At 71.7% G+C, this 19859-nt stretch carries 19 protein-coding genes; 12 read left to right on the plus strand and 7 right to left on the minus strand.

Annotated elements, in window-relative coordinates:
- Positions 1-19 precede the first annotated feature (19 nt).
- Entirely contained in the window at positions 20-1036 is a 1017-nt protein-coding gene (locus ACZ5NH_RS14180) for a 4-hydroxy-3-methylbut-2-enyl diphosphate reductase (protein WP_468775140.1), read from the plus strand.
- Between the two features lie 29 nt (positions 1037-1065).
- Complete coding sequence (gene ppgK, locus ACZ5NH_RS14185; protein WP_468775142.1) at positions 1066-1815, plus strand: polyphosphate--glucose phosphotransferase; 750 nt, start codon at positions 1066-1068, stop codon at positions 1813-1815.
- A 158-nt stretch (positions 1816-1973) separates the two neighbouring features.
- Here ppgK and ACZ5NH_RS14190 read toward each other — a convergent pair whose 3' ends face one another.
- Positions 1974-2501 (minus strand): DUF6542 domain-containing protein, encoded by a 528-nt coding sequence (locus tag ACZ5NH_RS14190; protein ID WP_468775144.1) that lies wholly within the window; start codon positions 2499-2501, stop codon positions 1974-1976.
- A 184-nt stretch (positions 2502-2685) separates the two neighbouring features.
- On the opposite strand from ACZ5NH_RS14190, the gene ychF reads away from it, so the two are divergent.
- Positions 2686-3774 (plus strand): redox-regulated ATPase YchF, encoded by a 1089-nt coding sequence (gene ychF, locus ACZ5NH_RS14195; protein ID WP_468775146.1) that lies wholly within the window; start codon positions 2686-2688, stop codon positions 3772-3774.
- A 71-nt stretch (positions 3775-3845) separates the two neighbouring features.
- Here ychF and ACZ5NH_RS14200 read toward each other — a convergent pair whose 3' ends face one another.
- Both ACZ5NH_RS14200 and ACZ5NH_RS14205 read right to left on the minus strand, forming a co-directional pair.
- Positions 3846-4427 carry a Uma2 family endonuclease gene (locus tag ACZ5NH_RS14200; RefSeq protein ID WP_060949000.1) on the minus strand — a complete coding sequence of 194 codons (582 nt, stop codon included), beginning with the start codon at positions 4425-4427 and terminating at the stop codon, positions 3846-3848.
- Positions 4428-4618: 191 nt separating this feature from the next.
- Positions 4619-5599 carry an SMP-30/gluconolactonase/LRE family protein gene (locus ACZ5NH_RS14205; protein WP_468775150.1) on the minus strand — a complete coding sequence of 327 codons (981 nt, stop codon included), beginning with the start codon at positions 5597-5599 and terminating at the stop codon, positions 4619-4621.
- Between the two features lie 136 nt (positions 5600-5735).
- On the opposite strand from ACZ5NH_RS14205, the gene ACZ5NH_RS14210 reads away from it, so the two are divergent.
- Complete coding sequence (locus ACZ5NH_RS14210; RefSeq protein ID WP_468775482.1) at positions 5736-6176, plus strand: MarR family winged helix-turn-helix transcriptional regulator; 441 nt, start codon at positions 5736-5738, stop codon at positions 6174-6176.
- Here the strand turns inward: ACZ5NH_RS14210 and ACZ5NH_RS14215 are convergent.
- Positions 6139-7380 (minus strand): serpin family protein, encoded by a 1242-nt coding sequence (locus tag ACZ5NH_RS14215; protein WP_388620345.1) that lies wholly within the window; start codon positions 7378-7380, stop codon positions 6139-6141. The two genes, ACZ5NH_RS14210 and ACZ5NH_RS14215, sit on opposite strands and share 38 nt — an antisense overlap.
- Positions 7381-7689: 309 nt before the next feature.
- Between ACZ5NH_RS14215 and ACZ5NH_RS14220 the strand changes: the two genes are divergently transcribed.
- The 5 genes from ACZ5NH_RS14220 (at position 7690) to ACZ5NH_RS14240 (ending at position 12965) form a co-directional block, all read left to right on the plus strand.
- A complete protein-coding gene (locus ACZ5NH_RS14220) occupies positions 7690-8442 on the plus strand; it encodes a GntR family transcriptional regulator (RefSeq protein ID WP_388620348.1) in 753 nt (250 codons plus the stop codon).
- A 453-nt stretch (positions 8443-8895) separates the two neighbouring features.
- Positions 8896-9087 (plus strand): SPOR domain-containing protein, encoded by a 192-nt coding sequence (locus ACZ5NH_RS14225; protein WP_388620351.1) that lies wholly within the window; start codon positions 8896-8898, stop codon positions 9085-9087.
- A gap of 80 nt (positions 9088-9167) precedes the next feature.
- Positions 9168-9578: a (deoxy)nucleoside triphosphate pyrophosphohydrolase gene (locus ACZ5NH_RS14230; protein WP_388621054.1), complete on the plus strand. Its 411-nt coding sequence runs from the start codon at positions 9168-9170 to the stop codon at positions 9576-9578.
- Positions 9579-9673: 95 nt separating this feature from the next.
- Positions 9674-10108: an ATP-binding protein gene (locus tag ACZ5NH_RS14235; protein ID WP_468775153.1), complete on the plus strand. Its 435-nt coding sequence runs from the start codon at positions 9674-9676 to the stop codon at positions 10106-10108.
- Between the two features lie 271 nt (positions 10109-10379).
- Positions 10380-12965 carry a SpoIIE family protein phosphatase gene (locus tag ACZ5NH_RS14240; RefSeq protein WP_468775155.1) on the plus strand — a complete coding sequence of 862 codons (2586 nt, stop codon included), beginning with the start codon at positions 10380-10382 and terminating at the stop codon, positions 12963-12965.
- Between the two features lie 72 nt (positions 12966-13037).
- Here the strand turns inward: ACZ5NH_RS14240 and ACZ5NH_RS14245 are convergent, their stop codons facing one another.
- Positions 13038-14600, minus strand: a complete 1563-nt coding sequence (locus ACZ5NH_RS14245) for a hypothetical protein (RefSeq protein ID WP_468775157.1) — start codon at positions 14598-14600, stop codon at positions 13038-13040.
- Between the two features lie 81 nt (positions 14601-14681).
- Here ACZ5NH_RS14245 and ACZ5NH_RS14250 point away from each other — a divergent pair, with 81 nt between their 5' ends.
- Genes ACZ5NH_RS14250 through ACZ5NH_RS14260 form a run of 3 tightly spaced genes read left to right on the plus strand, consistent with a single transcriptional unit; the run spans position 14682 to position 17170 of the window.
- Positions 14682-15836 (plus strand): glycoside hydrolase family 18 protein, encoded by a 1155-nt coding sequence (locus tag ACZ5NH_RS14250; protein WP_468775159.1) that lies wholly within the window; start codon positions 14682-14684, stop codon positions 15834-15836.
- A gap of 42 nt (positions 15837-15878) precedes the next feature.
- The gene (locus ACZ5NH_RS14255) at positions 15879-16856 is read left to right on the plus strand and encodes a phosphotransferase (protein WP_468775161.1); all 978 of its coding nucleotides are present in this window, start codon (positions 15879-15881) and stop codon (positions 16854-16856) included.
- Complete coding sequence (locus ACZ5NH_RS14260) at positions 16853-17170, plus strand: hypothetical protein (protein WP_468775163.1); 318 nt, start codon at positions 16853-16855, stop codon at positions 17168-17170. The genes ACZ5NH_RS14255 and ACZ5NH_RS14260 overlap by 4 nt, the downstream gene beginning before the upstream one ends.
- Here the strand turns inward: ACZ5NH_RS14260 and ACZ5NH_RS14265 are convergent.
- Positions 17151-17921 (minus strand): succinate dehydrogenase/fumarate reductase iron-sulfur subunit, encoded by a 771-nt coding sequence (locus ACZ5NH_RS14265; protein ID WP_468775165.1) that lies wholly within the window; start codon positions 17919-17921, stop codon positions 17151-17153. The genes ACZ5NH_RS14260 and ACZ5NH_RS14265 overlap by 20 nt on opposite strands.
- Entirely contained in the window at positions 17918-19855 is a 1938-nt protein-coding gene (locus tag ACZ5NH_RS14270; protein ID WP_468775167.1) for a fumarate reductase/succinate dehydrogenase flavoprotein subunit, read from the minus strand. Before ACZ5NH_RS14270 ends, ACZ5NH_RS14265 begins: the two co-directional genes overlap by 4 nt.
- Between the last annotated feature and the right edge of the window lie 4 nt (positions 19856-19859).

The raw sequence follows: 19859 nt of genomic DNA on the forward strand, positions 1-19859 counted from the left end.
CGCCAAGCGCACCCTTACGATGGGACGCATGACCGCTTCGTCTGGCCGCCGTGTCCTGCTCGCCGCCCCCCGGGGCTACTGCGCCGGTGTGGACCGCGCCGTGATCGCCGTCGAGAAGGCCCTGGAACAGTACGGGGCCCCGATCTACGTCCGGCACGAGATCGTCCACAACAAGTACGTCGTGCAGACCCTGGAGAAGAAGGGCGCCGTCTTCGTCGAGCGGACGGAGGAGGTGCCGCCCGGCAACATCGTCATGTTCTCGGCGCACGGCGTCGCGCCGGTCGTGCACGAGGAGGCCGAACGGGGCCGCCTCGCCACCATCGACGCCACCTGCCCCCTGGTCACCAAGGTCCACAAGGAAGCCGTCCGCTACGCCAATGAGGACTACGACATCCTCCTGATCGGTCACGAGGGCCACGAGGAGGTCATCGGCACCTCCGGCGAGGCCCCCGACCACATCCAGCTCGTCGACGGCCCCGCGGATGTCGACAAGGTCGAGGTCCGCGACCCGTCGAAGGTCGTCTGGCTGTCCCAGACCACCCTGTCCGTGGACGAGACCATGGAGACCGTCGACGCCCTGAAGACGAAGTTCCCGGGCCTGGTCTCCCCGCCCAGCGACGACATCTGCTACGCCACGCAGAACCGCCAGCTCGCCGTGAAGCAGATGGGCGCCGAGGCCGAGCTGGTCATCGTCGTCGGCTCGCGCAACTCCTCCAACTCCAAGCGGCTGGTCGAGGTCGCCAAGCTCGCCGGCGCCCGCGAGGCCCACCTGGTGGACTTCGCCGACGAGATCGACGAGGCCTGGCTGGAGGGCGTGACGACCGTCGGCGTCACCTCCGGCGCCTCCGTGCCCGAGGTGCTGGTCGAGCAGGTCCTGGAATGGCTCGGCGAGCGCGGTTACGCCGACGTGGAGATCGTCAAGGCCGCCGAGGAGTCCATCACGTTCTCCCTCCCCAAGGAGCTCCGCCGCGATCTGCGCGACGAGGCCGCGGCCCTGGTCGCCGAGCGGGGCGGCACCGGCACTTCCGAGGAGTGACTGTCAGTCCTCCGTCGTAACGTGGTGCCATGCAGATCTTCGGCGTGGACATCGGCGGATCCGGGATCAAGGGCGCCCCTGTGGACCTCGACAGGGGCGACCTCGCCCAGGAGCGCTGCAAGGTGCTCACCCCGCACCCGGCGACGCCGGACGGCGTGGCCGACGGGGTCAAGCAGGTCATCGACCACTTCGGCTGGACCGGCCCGGTCGGCCTGACCTTCCCCGGAGTGGTCACCGGCGGCGCCACGGTGCGCACGGCGGCGAACGTGGACAGCAGCTGGATCGACACCGACGCGCGCGCGTTGTTCAGCGGCAAGCTGGGCGGCCCGCCGGTGACGGTGGTCAACGACGCGGACGCGGCGGGCGTCGCCGAGATGCAGTTCGGCGCCGGCCGCGACCGCAGGGGCACGGTCATTCTGCTGACCTTCGGCACCGGCATCGGCAGCGCCGTCTTCGTGGACGGCATCCTCGTCCCGAACACGGAGCTGGGCCACCTGGAGCTCGACGGCCACGAGGCCGAGCGGCGCGCCTCCAGCAAGGCCAAGGAGGACCACGAGCTGACCTGGGAGCGCTGGTCGCGCCGCGTCCAGAAGTACCTGGCGCATGTGGAGATGCTGTTCTCGCCGGAGCTGTTCATCATCGGCGGCGGGATCAGCCGCAAGGCCGACAGGTTCCTGCACCTCATCGAGGGCATCAGGGCCGAGATCGTCCCCGCGCAACTGCAGAACAACGCGGGGATCGTGGGGGCGGCGATGAGAGCGGCGCAGGAGAACGCGTAGGGGGTGGGCGGCAGGGCGGTTGGAGCGGCGGCCACCGGGTGGCGGCGGTCGCACCAGGGCACCCCGCCGGCGCGGGCAAGAGGCACCCCGCCCGCCCGGCCGCAGCCGAGGGCATCAGGTCACACGCCCAGCCGGGTCAGCAGGTCACGCGCCTCGGCTCAGCCACGCCGCCGACGCTGTCGTACCCACCGCACCCGGCGTACGAGCACGATCACCCCGGCGACCAGCGTTCCGCCGTACAGCCAGCCGGCCTGTGTGGCGAGCCCGGTGAACACGCCCATCAGGCTGCCGAGCAGCCCCCCGCCGCCATCGGCGACCGGGAGTATCCCCACGGCGAACGCGATCGGCACGACCACCGGCGCGGTCAGCACGTCCCCGGCCCGCACCCACAGCGAGGTCAGGACGCACACCGGCAGGAACAGCACGCCGTAGACCCTCAAGGACCCACCGAACAGCAGCGCGTCCAGGCACCCGAGCAGGAACATCACGAGGACGCAGAACAGCCCGCCGCCGAGCCCGGTGAGCCGGGGCCCCGGCAGCCGCGTCCCCTGCCCCGGGCCTGGGCCCCGGCCCGGGCTGCGCTCGCTGCCGGCCCCGCGCCGCGCCTGCGGGGGCAGGTGCGCGGGCTGCTGCGGCGTGCCGCGTCGCGGTCCGTCGTTGGGAGGTCGCGTTCTGCGTTGCTGCACTCGACCAACTTAGGTCTGTTTATGTGCCGAATAGCCCATCAGACACGCCGGTGGAAAGAGCTTGGCCAGAGGTTCGAAGCTCCCTCGAGCCGCCCGGCGCGGACGCCGTAGACTGGTGGATCGGCCAGTGTCGGTCTCTGGCCCCTGGCAGCCTCTGGCCCACTCATCTACGGGAAGTCGCAACGTGTCGCTCACGATCGGAATCGTCGGCCTGCCGAATGTCGGCAAGTCGACCCTGTTCAACGCCCTGACCAAGAACGACGTGCTGGCGGCCAACTACCCGTTCGCCACGATCGAGCCGAACGTCGGCGTGGTCGGCGTCCCCGACGGCCGGCTGGCCAAGCTGGCGTCGATCTTCGGCTCGGAGCGCATCCTTCCGGCCACGGTCGACTTCGTGGACATCGCCGGTATCGTGCGCGGCGCCTCCGAGGGCGAGGGCCTGGGCAACAAGTTCCTCGCGAACATCCGTGAGTCCGACGCGATCTGCCAGGTCATCCGCGCCTTCAAGGACGAGAACGTCGTGCACGTCGACGGCAAGGTCTCGCCGAAGGACGACATCGAGACGATCAACACCGAGCTGATCCTCGCCGACCTCCAGACCATCGAGAAGGTCCTTCCGCGCCTCCAGAAGGAGTCCCGCATCAAGAAGGACGTGGCCCCGAAGGTCAAGGCGGTCGAGGAGGCGAAGGAGATCCTGGAGAAGGGCGACACGCTCTTCGCGCACGGCATCGTCCAGGGCAGCGAGCGCAACGAACTCCTCCACGACCTGCACCTGCTCACCACCAAGCCGTTCCTCTACGTCTTCAACGTCGACGAGGACGAACTGATCGACGAGGACTTCAAGAACGAGCAGCGGGCCTTGGTCGCCCCCGCCGAGGCGATCTTCCTCAACGCCAAGCTGGAGGCGGACCTCGCCGAGCTGGACGAGGAGGAGGCGCTGGAGCTGCTGGAGTCCGTCGGCCAGCACGAGCCCGGCCTGGCCACCCTGGCCCGCGTCGGCTTCGCCACCCTCGGCCTGCAGACCTACCTCACGGCCGGCCCCAAGGAGTCCCGCGCCTGGACCATCAAGAAGGGCGCCACGGCCCCCGAGGCGGCCGGTGTGATCCACACCGACTTCCAGAAGGGCTTCATCAAGGCCGAGGTCATCTCCTTCCACGACCTGGTCGAGACCGGCTCGGTCGCCGAGGCCCGCGCCAAGGGCAAGGCCCGCATGGAGGGCAAGGAATACGTCATGCAGGACGGCGACGTGGTGGAGTTCCGGTTCAATGTGTAACCACCTCGTTACCGTGCGCTAGGCGGTTCGTCAAGCGTGCAGATCAGAAGGGGCTGACTTGGTGCTGACTCCTAGTTGCTCGTCGGTGGCGTGAGCCTTTCGAGATCCAGGCTGATCTCGAAAGGCACAGGGCGCTTCAGAGTCCCTCGGAAGATGCCGGCGGGCGCGTAGACGCCAGTCGGTTCGTCGAGTTCGTAGACGTGGACGACAGGGGCGCCGTCTTCGTCCTCGATGCACCAGTAGTGGGGGATGCCGGCCTCCGCGTACTTGCGCAGTTTGACCGTGCGGTCCCGGTGCGCGGACTCGGGTGAGACGACCTCGATGACGAGTCGCACCTCGTCCGGCGCGAACCAGGTGCGGTCTCCGTCGTAGTCGGCCGTCGTCAACAGCAGATCCGGCTCGGGCCGGTTTCGCTCGTCGAGTTTTATGGTCATCTCGCGACCGACCCTGACATCGCCGGGCGCCTGCTCCATGAGAGCGACGGTGAGCATGGTGACGAGGTGGCCGTGCCACCACCTCTGCGGCGACATCATGAAGACAAGCGCTCCGTCGATCAGCTCGGTGTGGCGGGGTGCCTCGGGAAGGCGGTCCAGGTCCTCCGCGAACCAGCCTTCCTCACGCGGCGGGCGCATCCAGTCGGGCAGTGCGGTCATGGCTCAACCGTAGCGATCCGACGAGGCGCGGGCCACGAGATCGTCACCGGGGGACTGCCCTTCCTCTCGTCCCGGAGTCCCAGACCTGTCGCCGGTGCTGATTCTGTGCTGACTTGGATCTCTCAGAAGCCCGTTTCCGCAGGTGGGAGCGTTGTGGTGGACGTTCCGCTTCAACGTGTGATTCTCGCCGCTCACATCCCCGTGACCCGTGCCACCGTGAACGGCGTGGTCGGTGTTCCCGGTCCCATCGGGCCGCCCTTGTCGAACTGGGAGCGGACGACGAGGAGGGCGCCGGGGGTGCGGGCCAGGGTGGTGGGGATCTGGAGGGCGGGGGTGGTCAGGGTGCGGGTCAGGTGGGCCTCGGTGCCGTCGGGGGAGAGGCGCCAGCGGGTCAGGGTGTTCGTCCTGTTGTGGGCCGCCCACAGGGTGCGGTGGAACAGCTCCAGGCCGTCGCCGTTCACCAAGTCGCCGCCATGCAGGGTGACTTGACGCACCGACCCGTCGGTCACGTCAACCCGGTACAGGCCACCGCCGGTCATGTCGACCACGAACAGCAGGCGTCCGGTGGGGTCGGCGACGATGCCGTTGAGGGTGTAGGCGTCCGGCGAGTGCGGGGGCACGGCCCCGCTCAGGTCGAAGTGCGCGACCAGCGGCGCGCGGCCGCCACGTGCCACCTCGGCGGGGGTGACCCGGTAGATCACCGGACGCACGCTGTCGGTGGCGTACGCCGTGCCGTCCGGGGTGACGACGAGGTCGTTGATGAAGCGCTGATCACCCTCCGGTACCTCGAAGCCGGCCAGCAGGGAGCGGTCGCGCAGGTCGTAGACGTCGATTCCGGTGCTGTGGTCGATGACCCACAGGCGGCCCGCCCGGTCGGCCTTCAGGCCGTTGGCCGTCGTACGGCCGTCCGCGCCGGCCGGCAGGAAGACGTCGGCGGCGCGGCTGCCGGCGGCGGCCCGGTAGATCGCGCCGGTCGTGAAGGAGCCGACGTACGCGTCGCCCGTGCGCGGGTCGAGGGCGATGCCCTCGGGGTAGGCCCGGTCGTCAGGGAGGGTGAAGGCGGTCGAGATGCGGGGATGGCCGGTGGCCGCGGTCGCCCGGGGTGCGGCGAGGGCGACTGCGGTGGCTGCGGCACCGGTCAGGAAGGTACGGCGGTGGATCGAACGGGACACGGCAGTGCCTCTCGGTTCGGCTGCTCTCTCCAGGACGAGCACGAAGCTACATTAGAGTTCTAATCCTCGCCAGTGCATTAATCACCGCCAGGGTGTGAATCCTCGCTCACGCATTAATCTGGGCCGGGTGACCTCCATGCCCGCGTCCGAGCGCCTCGGCTCCCACCTCAAGCGGGCCGAGCAGGCCCTCAACACCACGAAGGCCGCGGTCCTCAAGCCCGCGGGCCTGACCGTCGCCCAGTACGCCGCGCTGCTCCACCTCTCAGACAACCCCGGCATCTCCGCCGCGGCCCTGGCCCGGCTGTGCGGGGTCACCCCGCCGACCATGAACACGGTCCTGAAGAACCTCCAGGACCGCGATCTGATCACCCGCAGCCCGCACGAGTGGCACAGGAACGTCCTGGAGACCCGCCTCACGGACGCAGGTCGGGCCGTCATGGCCGAGGCCGACACGGCCGCCGTACGCGTCGAGCGCGCCCTCGCCGCGGAGTTCACCGACGCCGAGCGCGAGGCCCTGACCGGGCTGCTCGCCCGCTGTGTCAGAGTCCTGGAGGAACAGCGCCCGGGAAGCTCATGACGGGCTCCGGCGCCGGATCCGTCACCCAGCCTGCCACCAGCACCAGCCGGGACTCGCGGTCGACGGCGAGGAAGCCGAAGGGGCGGTCGAAGACGGCCCGGACGACCGTGGTCTCGTAGCGGTACTGCGGCGGGGCGCTGCCCGGCGCCGCCATCACCGCCGTCACGGCTGCCGCCCGGAACCCCAGTGCGCCGAACTGCGCCAGCGCCGACTGGCGGGCCTCGCCGATGGCCAGCGGGTAGTCGCTGATGCCGGGGAAATGGGCGTGGCGGGCATCGCCGGCCGCCGTCAGGCCGAACAGCCCGGCCAGGGCGAGCAGATCGTGATCGGCGCGCACCTCGTAGGCCACCGTCCGCACATCCAGCGTCAGCGGCTCCGGCTCGACGGCCGGCTGCTGCTCCACGTGCAGACCCGGCCCCACATGCCCGTGCGGCAGCGAGCCGCCCGTGGTCAGCGGCAGCGCCCGCGCCACGATCCCGACCCCGGCCGCCAGTACCTGACCGGAGGTCATGTGCTCCTCGCCGAGCACCAGATGGACATCGACGCCGTTGTCACCGGGCACCGTCAGCGCCGTGACGAAGCCGTCCGGGGTGCCCGTCACCCCCACCCGGTCCGGACGGACGCTGCGGCGGTACAGCCCGCGCAGCGTGCGCCCCTGCCAGGGACCGGAGGCGGGCCGCAACGGCAGCTCGGTGAACGGCTGCCGCCAGGTCGTGCGCAGGGACAGGGCACTGGCCAGCACCATCCGCGCTTCCCGGGTCAGCGTCACCGGCATGCGCTCCACCAGCCCGCCGGTCCGCTCGGCCGCCCAGGCGTCCAGCCGCTCCTGTGCGGTGACGAGGTCGTCCCCGAACACCCCGTACGTCCCGGCCGGCAGCCCGGCCCGCCACTCCTCCCGCAGGGTGAGCGCCTGATGTGTCCACAGACCGAGCGCCGCGTCCAGCCCGGACACCGACCGCAGTGCCGCCAGCAACTCCCGTGCGGCACCGGCCGCCTGATCCGCCGGCAGGCCGAGGGCCTCGCTCAGCTCGGCCCGCGCCGGGCCCGTCGCGCCGTCGGCCAGGAAGGCCAGCAGCGGCCAGACCCCGGCCGCCGACACGACCGTGCCGTCCTGCGCCGTCGCCGCCCACCGCGTGGTGAGCCCGTTCACCGCCCGGACGAGCTCGCCGCCCACCCGGCTCCGGGTCTGGGTGTCCACCCTCATTCCGCCCCCGTTCGTGCCCCACTGGCCTTGCGCCCAGTCGTACGTCGGCCCGGCCACCGGCCGTTCACCGGTCCCGCGCTGCCGTCGACCGCCCCAGGAGCACGGTACCTGCCCGGAAGACGACCGAGCCGACACCGGCATCCAGGTGTGAGCGCAGCCGTGGGAGCGCATTTATAGGGAGAAAGTGCCTGGGTAAAGCCCTCCGACATCCCCTGTCATCACATCGGGTGATTCTCTGGCCTTCGCTTGCATGGCGCAACCCACCGTTGCCACGCTGTTGCTGTCTGTACAACCTGATGGGAGCGGCCAGTGACTTTCGGTGAGCAGCCGGCGTACCTGCGTGTCGCGGGTGATCTCCGCAAGAAGATCGTCGACGGTTCACTGCCGCCCCACACCCGCCTGCCCTCCCAGGCCCGCATCCGTGAGGAGTACGGCGTCTCGGACACCGTCGCGCTGGAGGCCCGCAAGGTGCTGATGGCCGAGGGTCTGGTCGAGGGCCGCTCCGGCTCCGGGACGTATGTCCGCGAGCGCCCGGTGCCGCGCCGCGTGGCCCGCTCCGGATACCGCCCGTCCGGCGGCGCCACGCCCTTCCGGCAGGAGCAGGCCGACGCCTCGGTGCGCGGCACCTGGGAGTCCAGCAGCGAACAGACCGAGGCCGGGGTCGCGATCGCCGAGCGGCTGGGCCTCCAGGCCGGCGACCGGGTCATGCGCACCAAGTACCTGTTCCGGGAGGCCGGTGAGCCGATGATGCTCTCCACCTCCTGGGAGCCGCTCGCCGTCACCGGCCGCACCCCGGTGATGCTGCCCGAGGAGGGGCCGCTCGGCGGCATGGGCGTGGTCGAGCGCATGCGCGCCATCGACGTCATCGTGGACAACGTCACCGAGGAGGTCGGCGCCCGCCCCGGCCTCGCCGAGGAACTCCATGTGCTCGGCGGAGTCCCCGGTCATGTGGTCCTGGTCATCCACCGCACGTACTACGCCTCCGGCCGGGCGGTGGAGACGGCCGACGTGGTGATCCCGGCGGACCGGTATCGGGCGGCCTATCACTTGCCTGTCCGGTGAGGGGGTTTGGGGGCGCGGGACGGTCGATGCGGTCGCAGGGGCGCGGTGATCGGCCGATTTGCTCCGCCGCGCCCGGCCCGGTGTGCGCCCCCTGGGTGAGGTAGCGCACACCCCTGGCGGCCTTCGTCGCTGGAAGGCCGGGTGTGTGACCTTCGGGCGGGGCGGCCCGGCGCCGCAATTCGGCCGTTTTGCCAGGTGACCAGGGGTCACACGGATATGCCCCCGACTCGGGACAGGGGCGCTCACGACGGCGCGTTCGCTTTCGTGCGCCCCCCGCGTACTGGCTGGTTGCATACCTCTTTGTGAAAAGGCGTGTTCGCTGCGTGAAGGTAGGGCGTACGCTCGGGCATATGCGTATTGCGGTTTCCTTGGGCGGGGCACGGCGGGGGCCCGGGACAGGAAGCGGAAGCAGGTGGGGCGGTGCGAGAAGGAGTGGCGCGGGCGGTGGGGACCATGAGTGAGGGGACGGTCTCCCTGCCCTGGATCGTGATACGGCAGGACGACAACGGCAATCGCTATCGCGTCGGCCGGTACGCGACCCGCGCCGAGGCCCAGAAGATCGCCGACAGTCTCGACGACCGGGGGCACAAACAGATCTATTCGGTCGAGCGCATCAGTCAGAACGGGGACGGCGACCGCAACTGACACGGAGGTGGCGCCCCAACTGACCTCGCGCGCCCTCCCGTAGGCTCCGCCTCATGACGCCCAAGACACCCGGCACACCCATGACGGACCGGATCGTGGTGGTGGGAGCCGCCCTACTCGACGGCGGCCGGCTGCTCGCCGCCCGCCGCAGCGCGCCCGCCGACCTTGCCGGACGCTGGGAGCTGCCCGGCGGCAAGGTCGAGCCGGGCGAGCGGCCCGAGCACGCCCTGGTGCGTGAACTGCGCGAGGAACTCGGCGTCGACGCCGAAGCGGTCGAGCGCGTGCCGGGGGAGTGGCCGCTGCGGGCGCCGTACGTCCTGCAGGTGTGGACCGCGCGCCTGCGCCCCGCATCGCCCGCGCCGAGGCCCCTTCAGGACCATGACGAACTGCGCTGGCTGACCCCGGACCGGATCTGGGAGGTGGACTGGCTCGACCAGGACGTCCCGGCGGTGCGTGAAGTCTCGCCCCGGCTCACCACCGGCCCGCGCTGATCGCTTCCTACGCCGTTCGTGCCACTGTGCGCCCTCCCGCACGGTACTGCCCCCTGGATATCGGGTATGTGCCCATTAACCCCACGAAACCGGACATGGGTGGGGGTTCGCTGGCCTGGGAAGTGATCGGCGTGATCGAAACGGATGGCGACTGCGCCGAGTGGACCTTTCCCGCGGAACCGGGCGCCGTGCGCACCGCACGCGCCGCGGTACGCCGCCAGTTGCACGGCTGGCACCTCGACTGCCTCGCCGATCTCGCCGCGTTGCTGGTCAGCGAGCTGGTCACCAACTCGCTGCGGCATGCCACCGGCCCCATCGGGGTACGGCTCGTGCGCCCTGTCGGGCTGGACGACGCGCTGTTGGTGGAGGTGTCCGACCCGCTGCCCGACCTGCCGCGCGAGCGCGTCGCCCGCGACGAGGACGAGAGCGGGCGCGGGCTGCAACTGGTCGCCGGGTCCTCGCGCCGCTGGGGTACCCGGCCCGGCGCGAGCGGAAAGACCGTCTGGTTCGAACTGACGGTGCCGGGGTGAGCCGGAAGCATCCAGGGAGCGCGGGGGTGTGCGGCGGGCGAAGGAGCCTCCATCGTGCGCCGAGGACGCGCGGCCGGCTCCTGGGCGCGTGATTCGAGGGCGTGTTCCCTGGTTAGAAGAGTGGAAGTGTTGTCACGGACCGGTCCGAAATGCATCTGGACCGAGCTGTGATCGTGAACACCGTGTCGTGCGACGCCGTAGTGCTGGATACTGCGGGCAGCCGCTGTCGGTGACCGGTGCCGGACGCGGTGAGCTGGAGGGGACGGTTCGCGTGAGCGAGATACCAGCGAAGGCCACGGAGTCCGAGGACCCGTCGGACGGCGCGATGAACCAGGCCGCGGAAGCCGCCGCAGCCGGCGACGCCATGTGGCAGAGCAGTCCGCCCGGTTCCATCTACGACTACATCAGGGTCGCGTCCTTCTCCATCAGTCCCGGCGGGCTGGTCGACCAGTGGAGCCTGCGCGCCGAGCAGCTCTTCGGCATCCCCGCCGCACGCGCCGTCGGCATGGACCCGATAGAGGCCTTCATCGATCCCGACCTGCGCGAGCGCGGCCAGCGCAAGATGTCCGAAATCCTCGACGGACGGGAGTGGACCGGGGTCGTGCCCTTCCGGATGCCGGACACGGCGGACGGCGGGCGCGGCGAGGAGGGCCTGGCCGAGGTCTACGTCATGCCCACCCGGACCGCCGAGGGCGACAAGGCCGCCGTGTGCATCGTCGTGGACGTCCGCACCCTGCGCAGCATCGAGACCGATCTGGCCGCCTCGCAGGCCATTTTTGGTCAATCCCCCTTCGGATTCCTGCTGATCGACACCGATCTGAGGGTCCGTCGGGCCAACGAGCGGTTCGCCTCCATCTTCGGCGGAACCCCGGACGACCACCGGGGCAAGGGAGTCCATGACTATCTGCCGCGCGGTGAGGCCGAGCGGGTATCGGCCACCCTGCGGCGGGTGCTGGAGACCGGCCAGTCCATCACCGACATGCATGTCACCGGCCATGTCCCCGGCTCCGAGGAACGCCGGCACTGGTCCGTCAACCTCTACCGCGTGCACAGCGGCAGCGGCCGGCCCATCGGCATCGCCTGGCTCGGCACCGACATCACCGCCCGCCGGGCCGCCGCCCGCGAGGCCGCCGCCGCCCGGCGCAACCTCGCCCTGCTCAACCAGGCCGGCGCCCGCATAGGGAACTCCCTCGACCTGGAGACCACGGCCCGGGAACTCCTCGACGTCGTCGTCCCCGGTTTCTGCGACCTCGCCACCGTCGACCTCTACCAGGGCCTGCTCGCCGGCGACGAGACCCCGCCCGGGCTCGCCGACGGCAGTGCCGAACTGCGCCGCGTCGCCTTCGCGAGCGCCGTCTCCGGCGCGCCCTTCGCCGGCTCCGGCGAGCCCGTCGAGGTCGGCGCGGTCCACCACTTCCCCTTCAACTCGCCCTGCGCGGACGCCCTGCGCACCGCCCGGCCGCAGCATGTGCCCCCCGAGGAGGGCGGGCTCGTGCAGTCCACGCTCGCCGTGCCGATGGTCGCCCACGACACGGTCGTCGGCCTCGCCCAGTTCGCCCGCGCCAAGGGCAGCGAGCCCTTCGGCGACCGCGACCGGGATCTGGCGGTGGAGTTGGCGGCGCGCGCGGCGGTGTGCATCGACAACGCGCGCCTGTACCGCCGCGAGCACGAACGGGCGCTGATACTGCAGCGCTCGCTGCTGCCGCCGGGCGACCCCGAGGCCTCCGGGCTGGACATCGCCTGCCGCTATCTGCCCGGCAACGCGGCGACCGAGGTGGGCGGCGACTGGTTCGACGTGATCGAACTGCCCGGCCACCGTACGGCGTTGGTCGTGGGCGATGTGATGGGGCGGGGCCTGCGGGCGGCGGTCGCGATGGGCGAACTCCGCACTGCCGTAAGGACGTTGGCCCTGCTGGATCTCGAACCGGCCGAGGTGCTCTCGGCGCTGGACGAGATCGCGCGGGGGCTCGGGACCCCGGGGGGCGTGCAGCAGGCGACCCGCACGGCCCGCCAGCCGAGGGACGCCGACCTCTGCGAGGTCTACCTCGCGACCTGCGTCTACGCCGTGTACGACTCCGTCACCAGACGCTGTACGTTCGCCAACGCCGGCCATCTGCCGCCGGTACTGGTCGAGCCCGGTGAGCCGGCCCTGATGCTGGACGTGCCGCCCGGCATGCCGCTCGGGGTGGGCGGCGAGCCGTTCGAGGAGGTGGAGGTCGAACTGCCGGAGGGCGCGCTGCTGGCGCTCTACACGGACGGCCTGGTCGAGTCCCGGGACCATCCGCTGGACGAGGGGCTCCAGGCGTTCGTGGGCGCGCTCACCGACCCCTCCCGACCGCTGGAGGACGTCTGCGACCACGTCCTCAACACCCTGGACACCCACCATGGCGAGGACGACATCGCGCTGCTGATGGCCCGGGTGCAGGGGCTGTCCGCCGAGTCCGTCGGCGACTGGACGCTGCCGCGTGAACCGCGGAGCGTGGGGCGGGCGCGGGAGTATGCCCGGGGGCAGTTGCTGAGCTGGGATCTGGAGCCGCTGGTCGACACCACGGAACTGCTCGTCAGCGAGCTGGTCACCAACGCGCTGCGGTACGGCGAGGGGGAGATACGGCTACGGCTGCTGCTGGACCGCACGCTGGTCTGTGAGGTGTGGGACTCCGGGCTGGTGCAGCCCCGGCGCCGGCGGGCCCGGGACACCGACGAGGGGGGCCGGGGGCTGCAGCTGGTGGGGTTGCTCAGCGCGGCCTGGGGCTCGCGCCGGACGCCTCGCGGCAAGACGGTGTGGTTCGAGTTGCCGCTCCCCGGCGCGGAGGCAGGCCTGACCGACCCGGCAGAGGCACTGCTGAGCCTCTTCTGACACCGGCTACCCGGGGTTCCGCCCCAGACCCCCGCGTTGCCCAGCCGCCCACCCGACTCCGCCGGCCGCTGTTCAGAAGCCGCGGCGGGCCCTTGTCTCCGGCCCCCCGTAGCTCGCCGGTGGTCCCCCGTCCGGGTTCTCCGCCAGGAGGACTCCGCCCAGGACCGCCGCGGCCAGGCCCGGTGTGTCTCCGTCGGCGCTCGTGTGCGGGTTGCCGTGGGCCCGTACGTTCCGTTCGGCCAGGTCCCGGGCCTCGCGGGCCAGGGTGTCGGCCCGGCCGGCCCGGCCCGCGCCCAGTTCGCGTGCCGCCTCCGCCAGGCGGACCCGCGCCTCGGGACCCACCGCACCCCGGTGCACCGTCACGAAGTCCTCCGCCCCGGCGACGGAACTCCTCGCCACCCGCAGCGCCGCGGCGGACGGCGCACCGGCGTGCCCCGTCTCCAGCCGCTCCACCGCCCGCGCTATCCGGCGCAGGGCGTCCAGCGGGTCGTACGGGCCCGCCGTCAGCTGCTCCCGTACGGCGGCCAGCACACCGTCCGCGTGGGCCAGCCGGGCGTGCAGCTCTCCGCTGGTCAGGGGAGCCGGCACGCCCCCTTTCCGAGCCGCCGCGATCTCCGCCTCCGCGCCCGTCAGCGCGGCCGGCACCAGCTCCGCCGCCGCCCGTAGCTCCGCGGCCAGCCGTTCCACCCCGGTGACCAGGACATCGGCCTGGGCCACCGCGCCCTCGGCGGCGCGCAGCGGCCCGGCGGCCCGTGCGCCGGCGTCCGCGTCGGCCGACTGGCGGGCCTCGTTGAGCCGCATGGTGGCGAACACCAGACGGTCCTTGGCCTGTTCGAGGTACCCGGTGACCGGTGCGACGGCCGCGGGCGTGCAGCGGTCGTGCAGGGCGGTCAGGGTGTCCTCGGCGATGAGCGTGCGCCCCGTCAGCTCCCGGAACCGCCCCTCGGCGACCTCCAGCGCCGCGGCCTGCCCCGGCCCCTCCAGCTCCCGCAGCCGGTCCAGCGCGGGAGCCTGCGCATCCAGCCGGCGTCCCGCCTCCGCGCACCGGCCGACGACGCCGACCAGCGCCTGCCGCCGGGCCGCGGCGTCCTCCGGCACCCCCTGCTCGTACCGCCGCCAGATGGCGCACGCGGCCGCCAGCTCGGTCTCGGCGGCCCGCAGGGCCTGGCGGAAGGGTTCGGTGTCAGTCTCCGCGAACCGCGCCTGGACGAAGGCGAGTTCCTCCCGGCTCGTGCGCACACAGTCGTCGGCCAGGACCAGCGCGGCGCGCGCCTGACGCTCGGAGTCGGCCGGGGTGGGCGCGGGCGGGGCGGCGGAGACGATCCCGGGGGTCGTGCGGGTACGGGCGCGGCGGGTGCGGCGCAGGTAGCCGTATCCGGCCAGTCCCACGGCGGCGACCACGGCGATCAGGGGCAGCACGAGGTCGGCGGTGGACGTCCCGTCCTGCTGGGGCGCGGCGGCGCTCGCGACGGTCCCGGTGGGCGCCACGGGAACCGGATCTTGCGCGCCGACCGTCATCACCGGCAACACCAGCCACCCGGCCCCGACCACGACACCCAGCACGGCATGCGCCACCCGCACGCATATGTGCGCCTTGGCGCGCCGAGGCCGGCCACGGATCAGGGAGGACGTCACATTTCGGAGCGTATGGGCAGGTAGACGCCTTCGCGAGCGGGATGGATACGGGTGGGGGACGGGATGGGCAGGGGGTCAGGAATGGACGCCAGGGACAGCGGCGGGGCACAAACGGAAGGAGCGGTAAAGGAAGGGGCGGTAACGGACGGGGCAGGTGTGGACGGGGGAACGGGCGAAAAGCCCCCCGCACCCGACGACGAAACCCGCGCCGACGGTACGAGCCGCAAACGCACCTGGCCGCGCACCCTCAGGCGCACCGCGCTCGCCCTCGTCCTCCTCCTGCTCCTCCCCACCCTCGCCGCGGAAACGGCCCTTCGCCTCGACTACACCGGCACCCCCGACCGGGCTACCTACACCCGGAACCGCGACGCCGTCTGGCTCGGCCACGCCTGGATCGACGGCCGCAGGACCGACGCCGACGTCACCGCACTGGTCAGCCGGCTGCGCGACACCGGCATCCGCGACCTGTACGTCCACGCGGGCCCCCTGGAACACGACGGGACGCTCCCCGAGACGGCGCATCCCAAGGCACGTTGGTTCACGGAAGCCCTGCGTCGCCGGGCACCGCACATCCGGGTACAGGCCTGGCTCGGCGACGAGGTCGCCCCCGAGAAGCCGTACGCCATGCACCTGGAATGGCCCGCGACGCGCGCTGCCGTCGTCGAGTCCACCCGGCAGATCCTCGCCGCCGGCTTCCAGGGCGCCCACTTCGACCTGGAGCCCCTGCACTCCGGCGACCGGAACTACCTCGCACTCCTGGACGCCCTGCACCGCGTCACCCGGGCCCGCCACGCCGTGCTCTCCGTCGCCGCTCACCAGATCGATCCGCTCCCGGCCCTCCACTCCGTCTGGGGCACGGTCACCGGTCACCCCAAGTGGTGGTCGCAGGCGTACTTCGGGCAGGTCGCGCGCCGCGTCGACCAGATCGCGGTGATGTCGTACGACACCATGCAGCCGCTGCAGAGCCTGTACGGCGGCTATGTCGCCCAGCAGACCTCGCTGGCCCTGGAGATCACGCCGGAGTCCACCGACCTGCTCATGGGCCTGCCCTTCTACCACGAGAACCGCTTCGGCCACTGGGCCCGCGCCGAGACCGTCCCGGCCGCCGTGCGCGGCGTCCGCCTCGGTCTGTCCCGCACCGACAAGCACCGGGCCCGCTTCGGCGTCGCCCTCTATGTCGACTTCGCGGCCACCGAAGCGGACTGGACGGCGTATCGGCAGGACTGGGTCCGGTGAATCGGCAGGACGGGGTCCGGTGAATCCGGAAGACTGGGCGCGGTGACCGGAACACGACAGCACAGGACCGTCGCCGACCTCGCCCCGCTCGCCCGCGCCGGCCTCGGCCGCCACCGCACTCTCACCGCCGTCACCCGGCTGCGGGGCGGCTCCAAGAAGGGTGTCTACCGGCTCCGCCTGGACGACGGCGGCACCGCGATCGCCTACGTCTGGTCGCCGGACGAGGACTACTGGGACCAGCCCGACGCCGACCTGCGCGACCCCTTCTCGCACGCCTCCGGACTCGATCTGTTCACCGCCTCCCACGACCGCCTCACGGCGGCCGGCGTCCGCACGCCCCGCCTGCTGCACGTGGACCCCGAGGCAGCCGCGGCCGTGGTCGAGGACCTGCCCGGCGGCAGTCTGGAGGAAGCCCTGCGCCGGGAGCCGGACGCGGCGGTCCCGGCGCTGCGGGAGCTCGCCGAGGCCCTGCGCACCCTGCGCGGCTGCCGCTCGGCCGGCCACGGCAAGGTCGCCCTGGTCGACGGCGGCGGCACCTCGTACGGCACCTCCTGCGCCCGGCTCGTCACCGACCGCGCCCTGTCCGACATCGCCGAGACCGCCGTACGCGATCCGCGCGCCGCCGCCGCCCGGGAGCGGCTGGAGGACGCCGTGCGCTCACTCGCCGGCCGGGTCCGCCCGCGCACCGCCGGCCACACCCTCGTCCATGGCGAAATCGGCCCGGACCACGTGCTGTTGGACGCCGACGGCCGTCCCGTGCTGATCGACATCGAAGGGCTGATGTACTTCGACGCCGAGTGGGAGCACGTCTTCCTGCGGCTGCGCTTCGGGCCGCACTACACCGCTCTGCGCGACGGCGCCCTGGACGAGGACCGGCTGCGGCTGTACCGGCTCGCCATGCACCTGAACCTGGTCGCCGGCCCGCTGCGGCTCGCCGACGGCGACTTCCCGCAGGCCGGGTTCATGCGGGGGATCGCGGAGTACAACCTGGCCGGGGCCCTGGCCCTGGTGGGAGCATGACCGGCATGCACATGTTCTTGGTGGTGGCGGCCGTGCTGGCGGTGGCGCTCATGGGGGTGCTCGGGGCCCTGGCCGTCTCGGCGGAGTGGATGCCCCCGCTGGCCCGTCGCCGGGTGCTGCGGCCCCGGCTGTGGGGATACGGGGCGCTGGCCAACGCGGTCGGGCTGGGCCTGTTCATGTTCCTCGGGCCGCTCGCCGACGCGGGGCTGGACGCCCTGCCGGCCGCCGGGTGGTGCCTGTGGATGGCGGGAATAGTGGTCCAGCTCCTCTCCCAGCGCCCCGGGCGCCCCGCGCCTACGAAGACCGCCTCCTGATCTTCGAGCCGAGCCACACCAGCGGGTCGTACTTGCGGTCGACCGCGCGTTCCTTCATGGGGATCAGCGCGTTGTCGGTGATCTTGATGCCCTCGGGGCAGACCTCCGTGCAGCACTTGGTGATGTTGCAGTAGCCGAGGCCGTGTTCGTCCTGGGCCGTGCGCCGCCGGTCCAGGCCGGTCTCGGCGGCCGCGTCCAGCGGGTGCATGTCGAGTTCGGCGATCCGCATCAGGAAGCGCGGGCCCGCGAACGCCGATTTGTTCTCCTCGTGGTCGCGGACGACATGGCAGGTGTCCTGGCACAGGAAGCACTCGATGCACTTGCGGAACTCCTGCGAGCGGTCCACGTCCTCCTGCATCATCCGGTACTCGCCCGCGCCCAGACCGGCGGGCGGGACGAAGGCCGGGACCTCCCGCGCCTTCTGGTAGTTGAAGCCGACGTCCGTCACCAGGTCGCGGATCACCGGGAAGGCGCGCAGGGGGGTGACCGTGATCGTCTCGGCGCGGTCGAAGACCGACATGCGGGTCATGCACATCAGCCGGGGGCGGCCGTTGATCTCGGCCGAGCACGAACCGCACTTGCCGGCCTTGCAGTTCCAGCGCACGGCCAGATCCGGCGCCTGGGTGGCCTGGAGGCGGTGGATGATGTCCAGGACCACCTCGCCGTCGTTCACCTCGACGGTGAAGTCCTCCAGACCGCCGCCCTGCTCATCACCCCGCCACACCTTGAAGCGGGCCTCGTAGCTGCTCACTCGTACAGCTCCTCTTCGGCGAGGTACTTGACCAGCTCTTCCTTCTCGAAGAGGGCGAGCAGGTCCGGGCGGATGGGGGCGGTGGTCTCGCGGGCGAGGCGGACCTGGCCACGGGCGGGGTCGGTCGCCGCCAGGCCGCCGGTCGGGTCGGCGAGCGCGCACAGCAGGTTCACGTTGCGCCACTTGCGGTCCATCGTGGGATGGTCCTCGCGGGTGTGGCCGCCACGCGACTCGGTGCGCTCCAGGGCCGCGCGGGCCACGCACTCGCTGACCAGCAGCATGTTCCGCAGGTCGAGGGACAGGTGCCAGCCGGGGTTGAACTGGCGGTGGCCCTCCACCCCCGCCCGGCGGGCGCGCACCCGCAGTTCGGCGAGCTTGTGCAGGGCCTGCTCCATCTCGCCCTCGCGGCGGATGATGCCGACCAGGTCGTTCATGGTCTGCTGGAGTTCCTGGTGCAGGGTGTACGGGTTCTCCGGCGGGCCCGCCTCGCCCGCCCGGTCCACCTCCGCGGAGAACGGGCGCAGGGCCTCCGCCGCCGCCGTGTTGACCTGGGCGTCGTCCACCGGCGGGCGCCGATCCGCCAGCCCCTGGGCGTACTCCGCCGCGTGCCAGCCCGCCCGGCGTCCGAAGACCAGCAGGTCGGAGAGCGAATTGCCGCCGAGCCGGTTGGAGCCGTGCATACCGCCGGCCACCTCACCGGCCGCGAACAGCCCCGGCACCCCGCGCGCCGCCGCCGTGTCGGAGTCGACCGCGATCCCGCCCATCACGTAGTGACAGGTCGGCCCGACCTCCATCGCCTCCGCCGTGATGTCGACGTCCGCCAGCTCCTTGAACTGGTGGTACATCGACGGCAGCCGGCGCCGGATCACCTCGGCCGGCATCCGCGTGGACACGTCCAGGAAGACCCCGCCGTGCGGCGAGCCCCGGCCCGCCTTCACCTCGGCGTTGATGGCGCGGGCCACCTCGTCGCGGGGGAGGAGTTCCGGTGGACGCCGGTTGTTCTCCGGGTCCTCGTACCACCGGTCGGCCTCCTCCTCCGACTCGGCGTACTTCTCCTTGAAGACGTCCGGGATGTAGTCGAACATGAACCGCTTGCCCTCGGAGTTCCTGAGCACCCCGCCGTCGCCGCGCACCGACTCGGTGACGAGGATGCCCTTCACCGACGGCGGCCAGACCATGCCCGTCGGATGGAACTGCACGAACTCCATGTTCAGCAGCGGCGCGCCCGCGAGCAGGGCGAGGGCGTGCCCGTCACCCGTGTACTCCCACGAGTTCGACGTGACCTTGAAGGACTTGCCGATGCCGCCGGTCGCGATCACGACCGCGGGGGCCTCCAGGACGAAGAAGCGGCCGGTCTCGCGTTCGTAGGCGAACACACCGGAGACCCGGTCCCCGTCCTTGAGGACCCGGGTGACCGTGCACTCCTGGAAGACCTTCAGCCGTGACTCGTAGTCCCCGGTCTCCTTGAAGTCCTCCTGCTGCAGGGCGACGATCTTCTGCTGGAGCGTGCGGATCAGCTCAAGACCCGTACGGTCGCCGACGTGCGCGAGCCGCGGGTACTCATGGCCGCCGAAGTTGCGCTGGGAGATCCGGCCGTCCTTCGTACGGTCGAACAGCGCGCCCCAGGTCTCCAGCTCCCACACCCGGTCCGGGGCCTCCTGCGCGTGCAGCTCGGCCATCCGCCACTGGTTGAGGAACTTGCCGCCGCGCATGGTGTCGCGGAAGTGCACCTGCCAGTTGTCGTGCTCGTTGGCGTTGGCCATGGCCGCCGCGATGCCGCCCTCGGCCATCACCGTGTGCGCCTTGCCGAACAGCGACTTGCAGATCACGGCCGTACGGGCGCCCCGCTCGCGCGCCTCGATCGCGGCCCGCAGCCCGGCGCCGCCGGCACCGACCACGACGACGTCCCACTCCTGGCGGTCCACCACGGACATAAGA

Source organism: Streptomyces sp. NPDC031426, assembly GCF_055581585.1.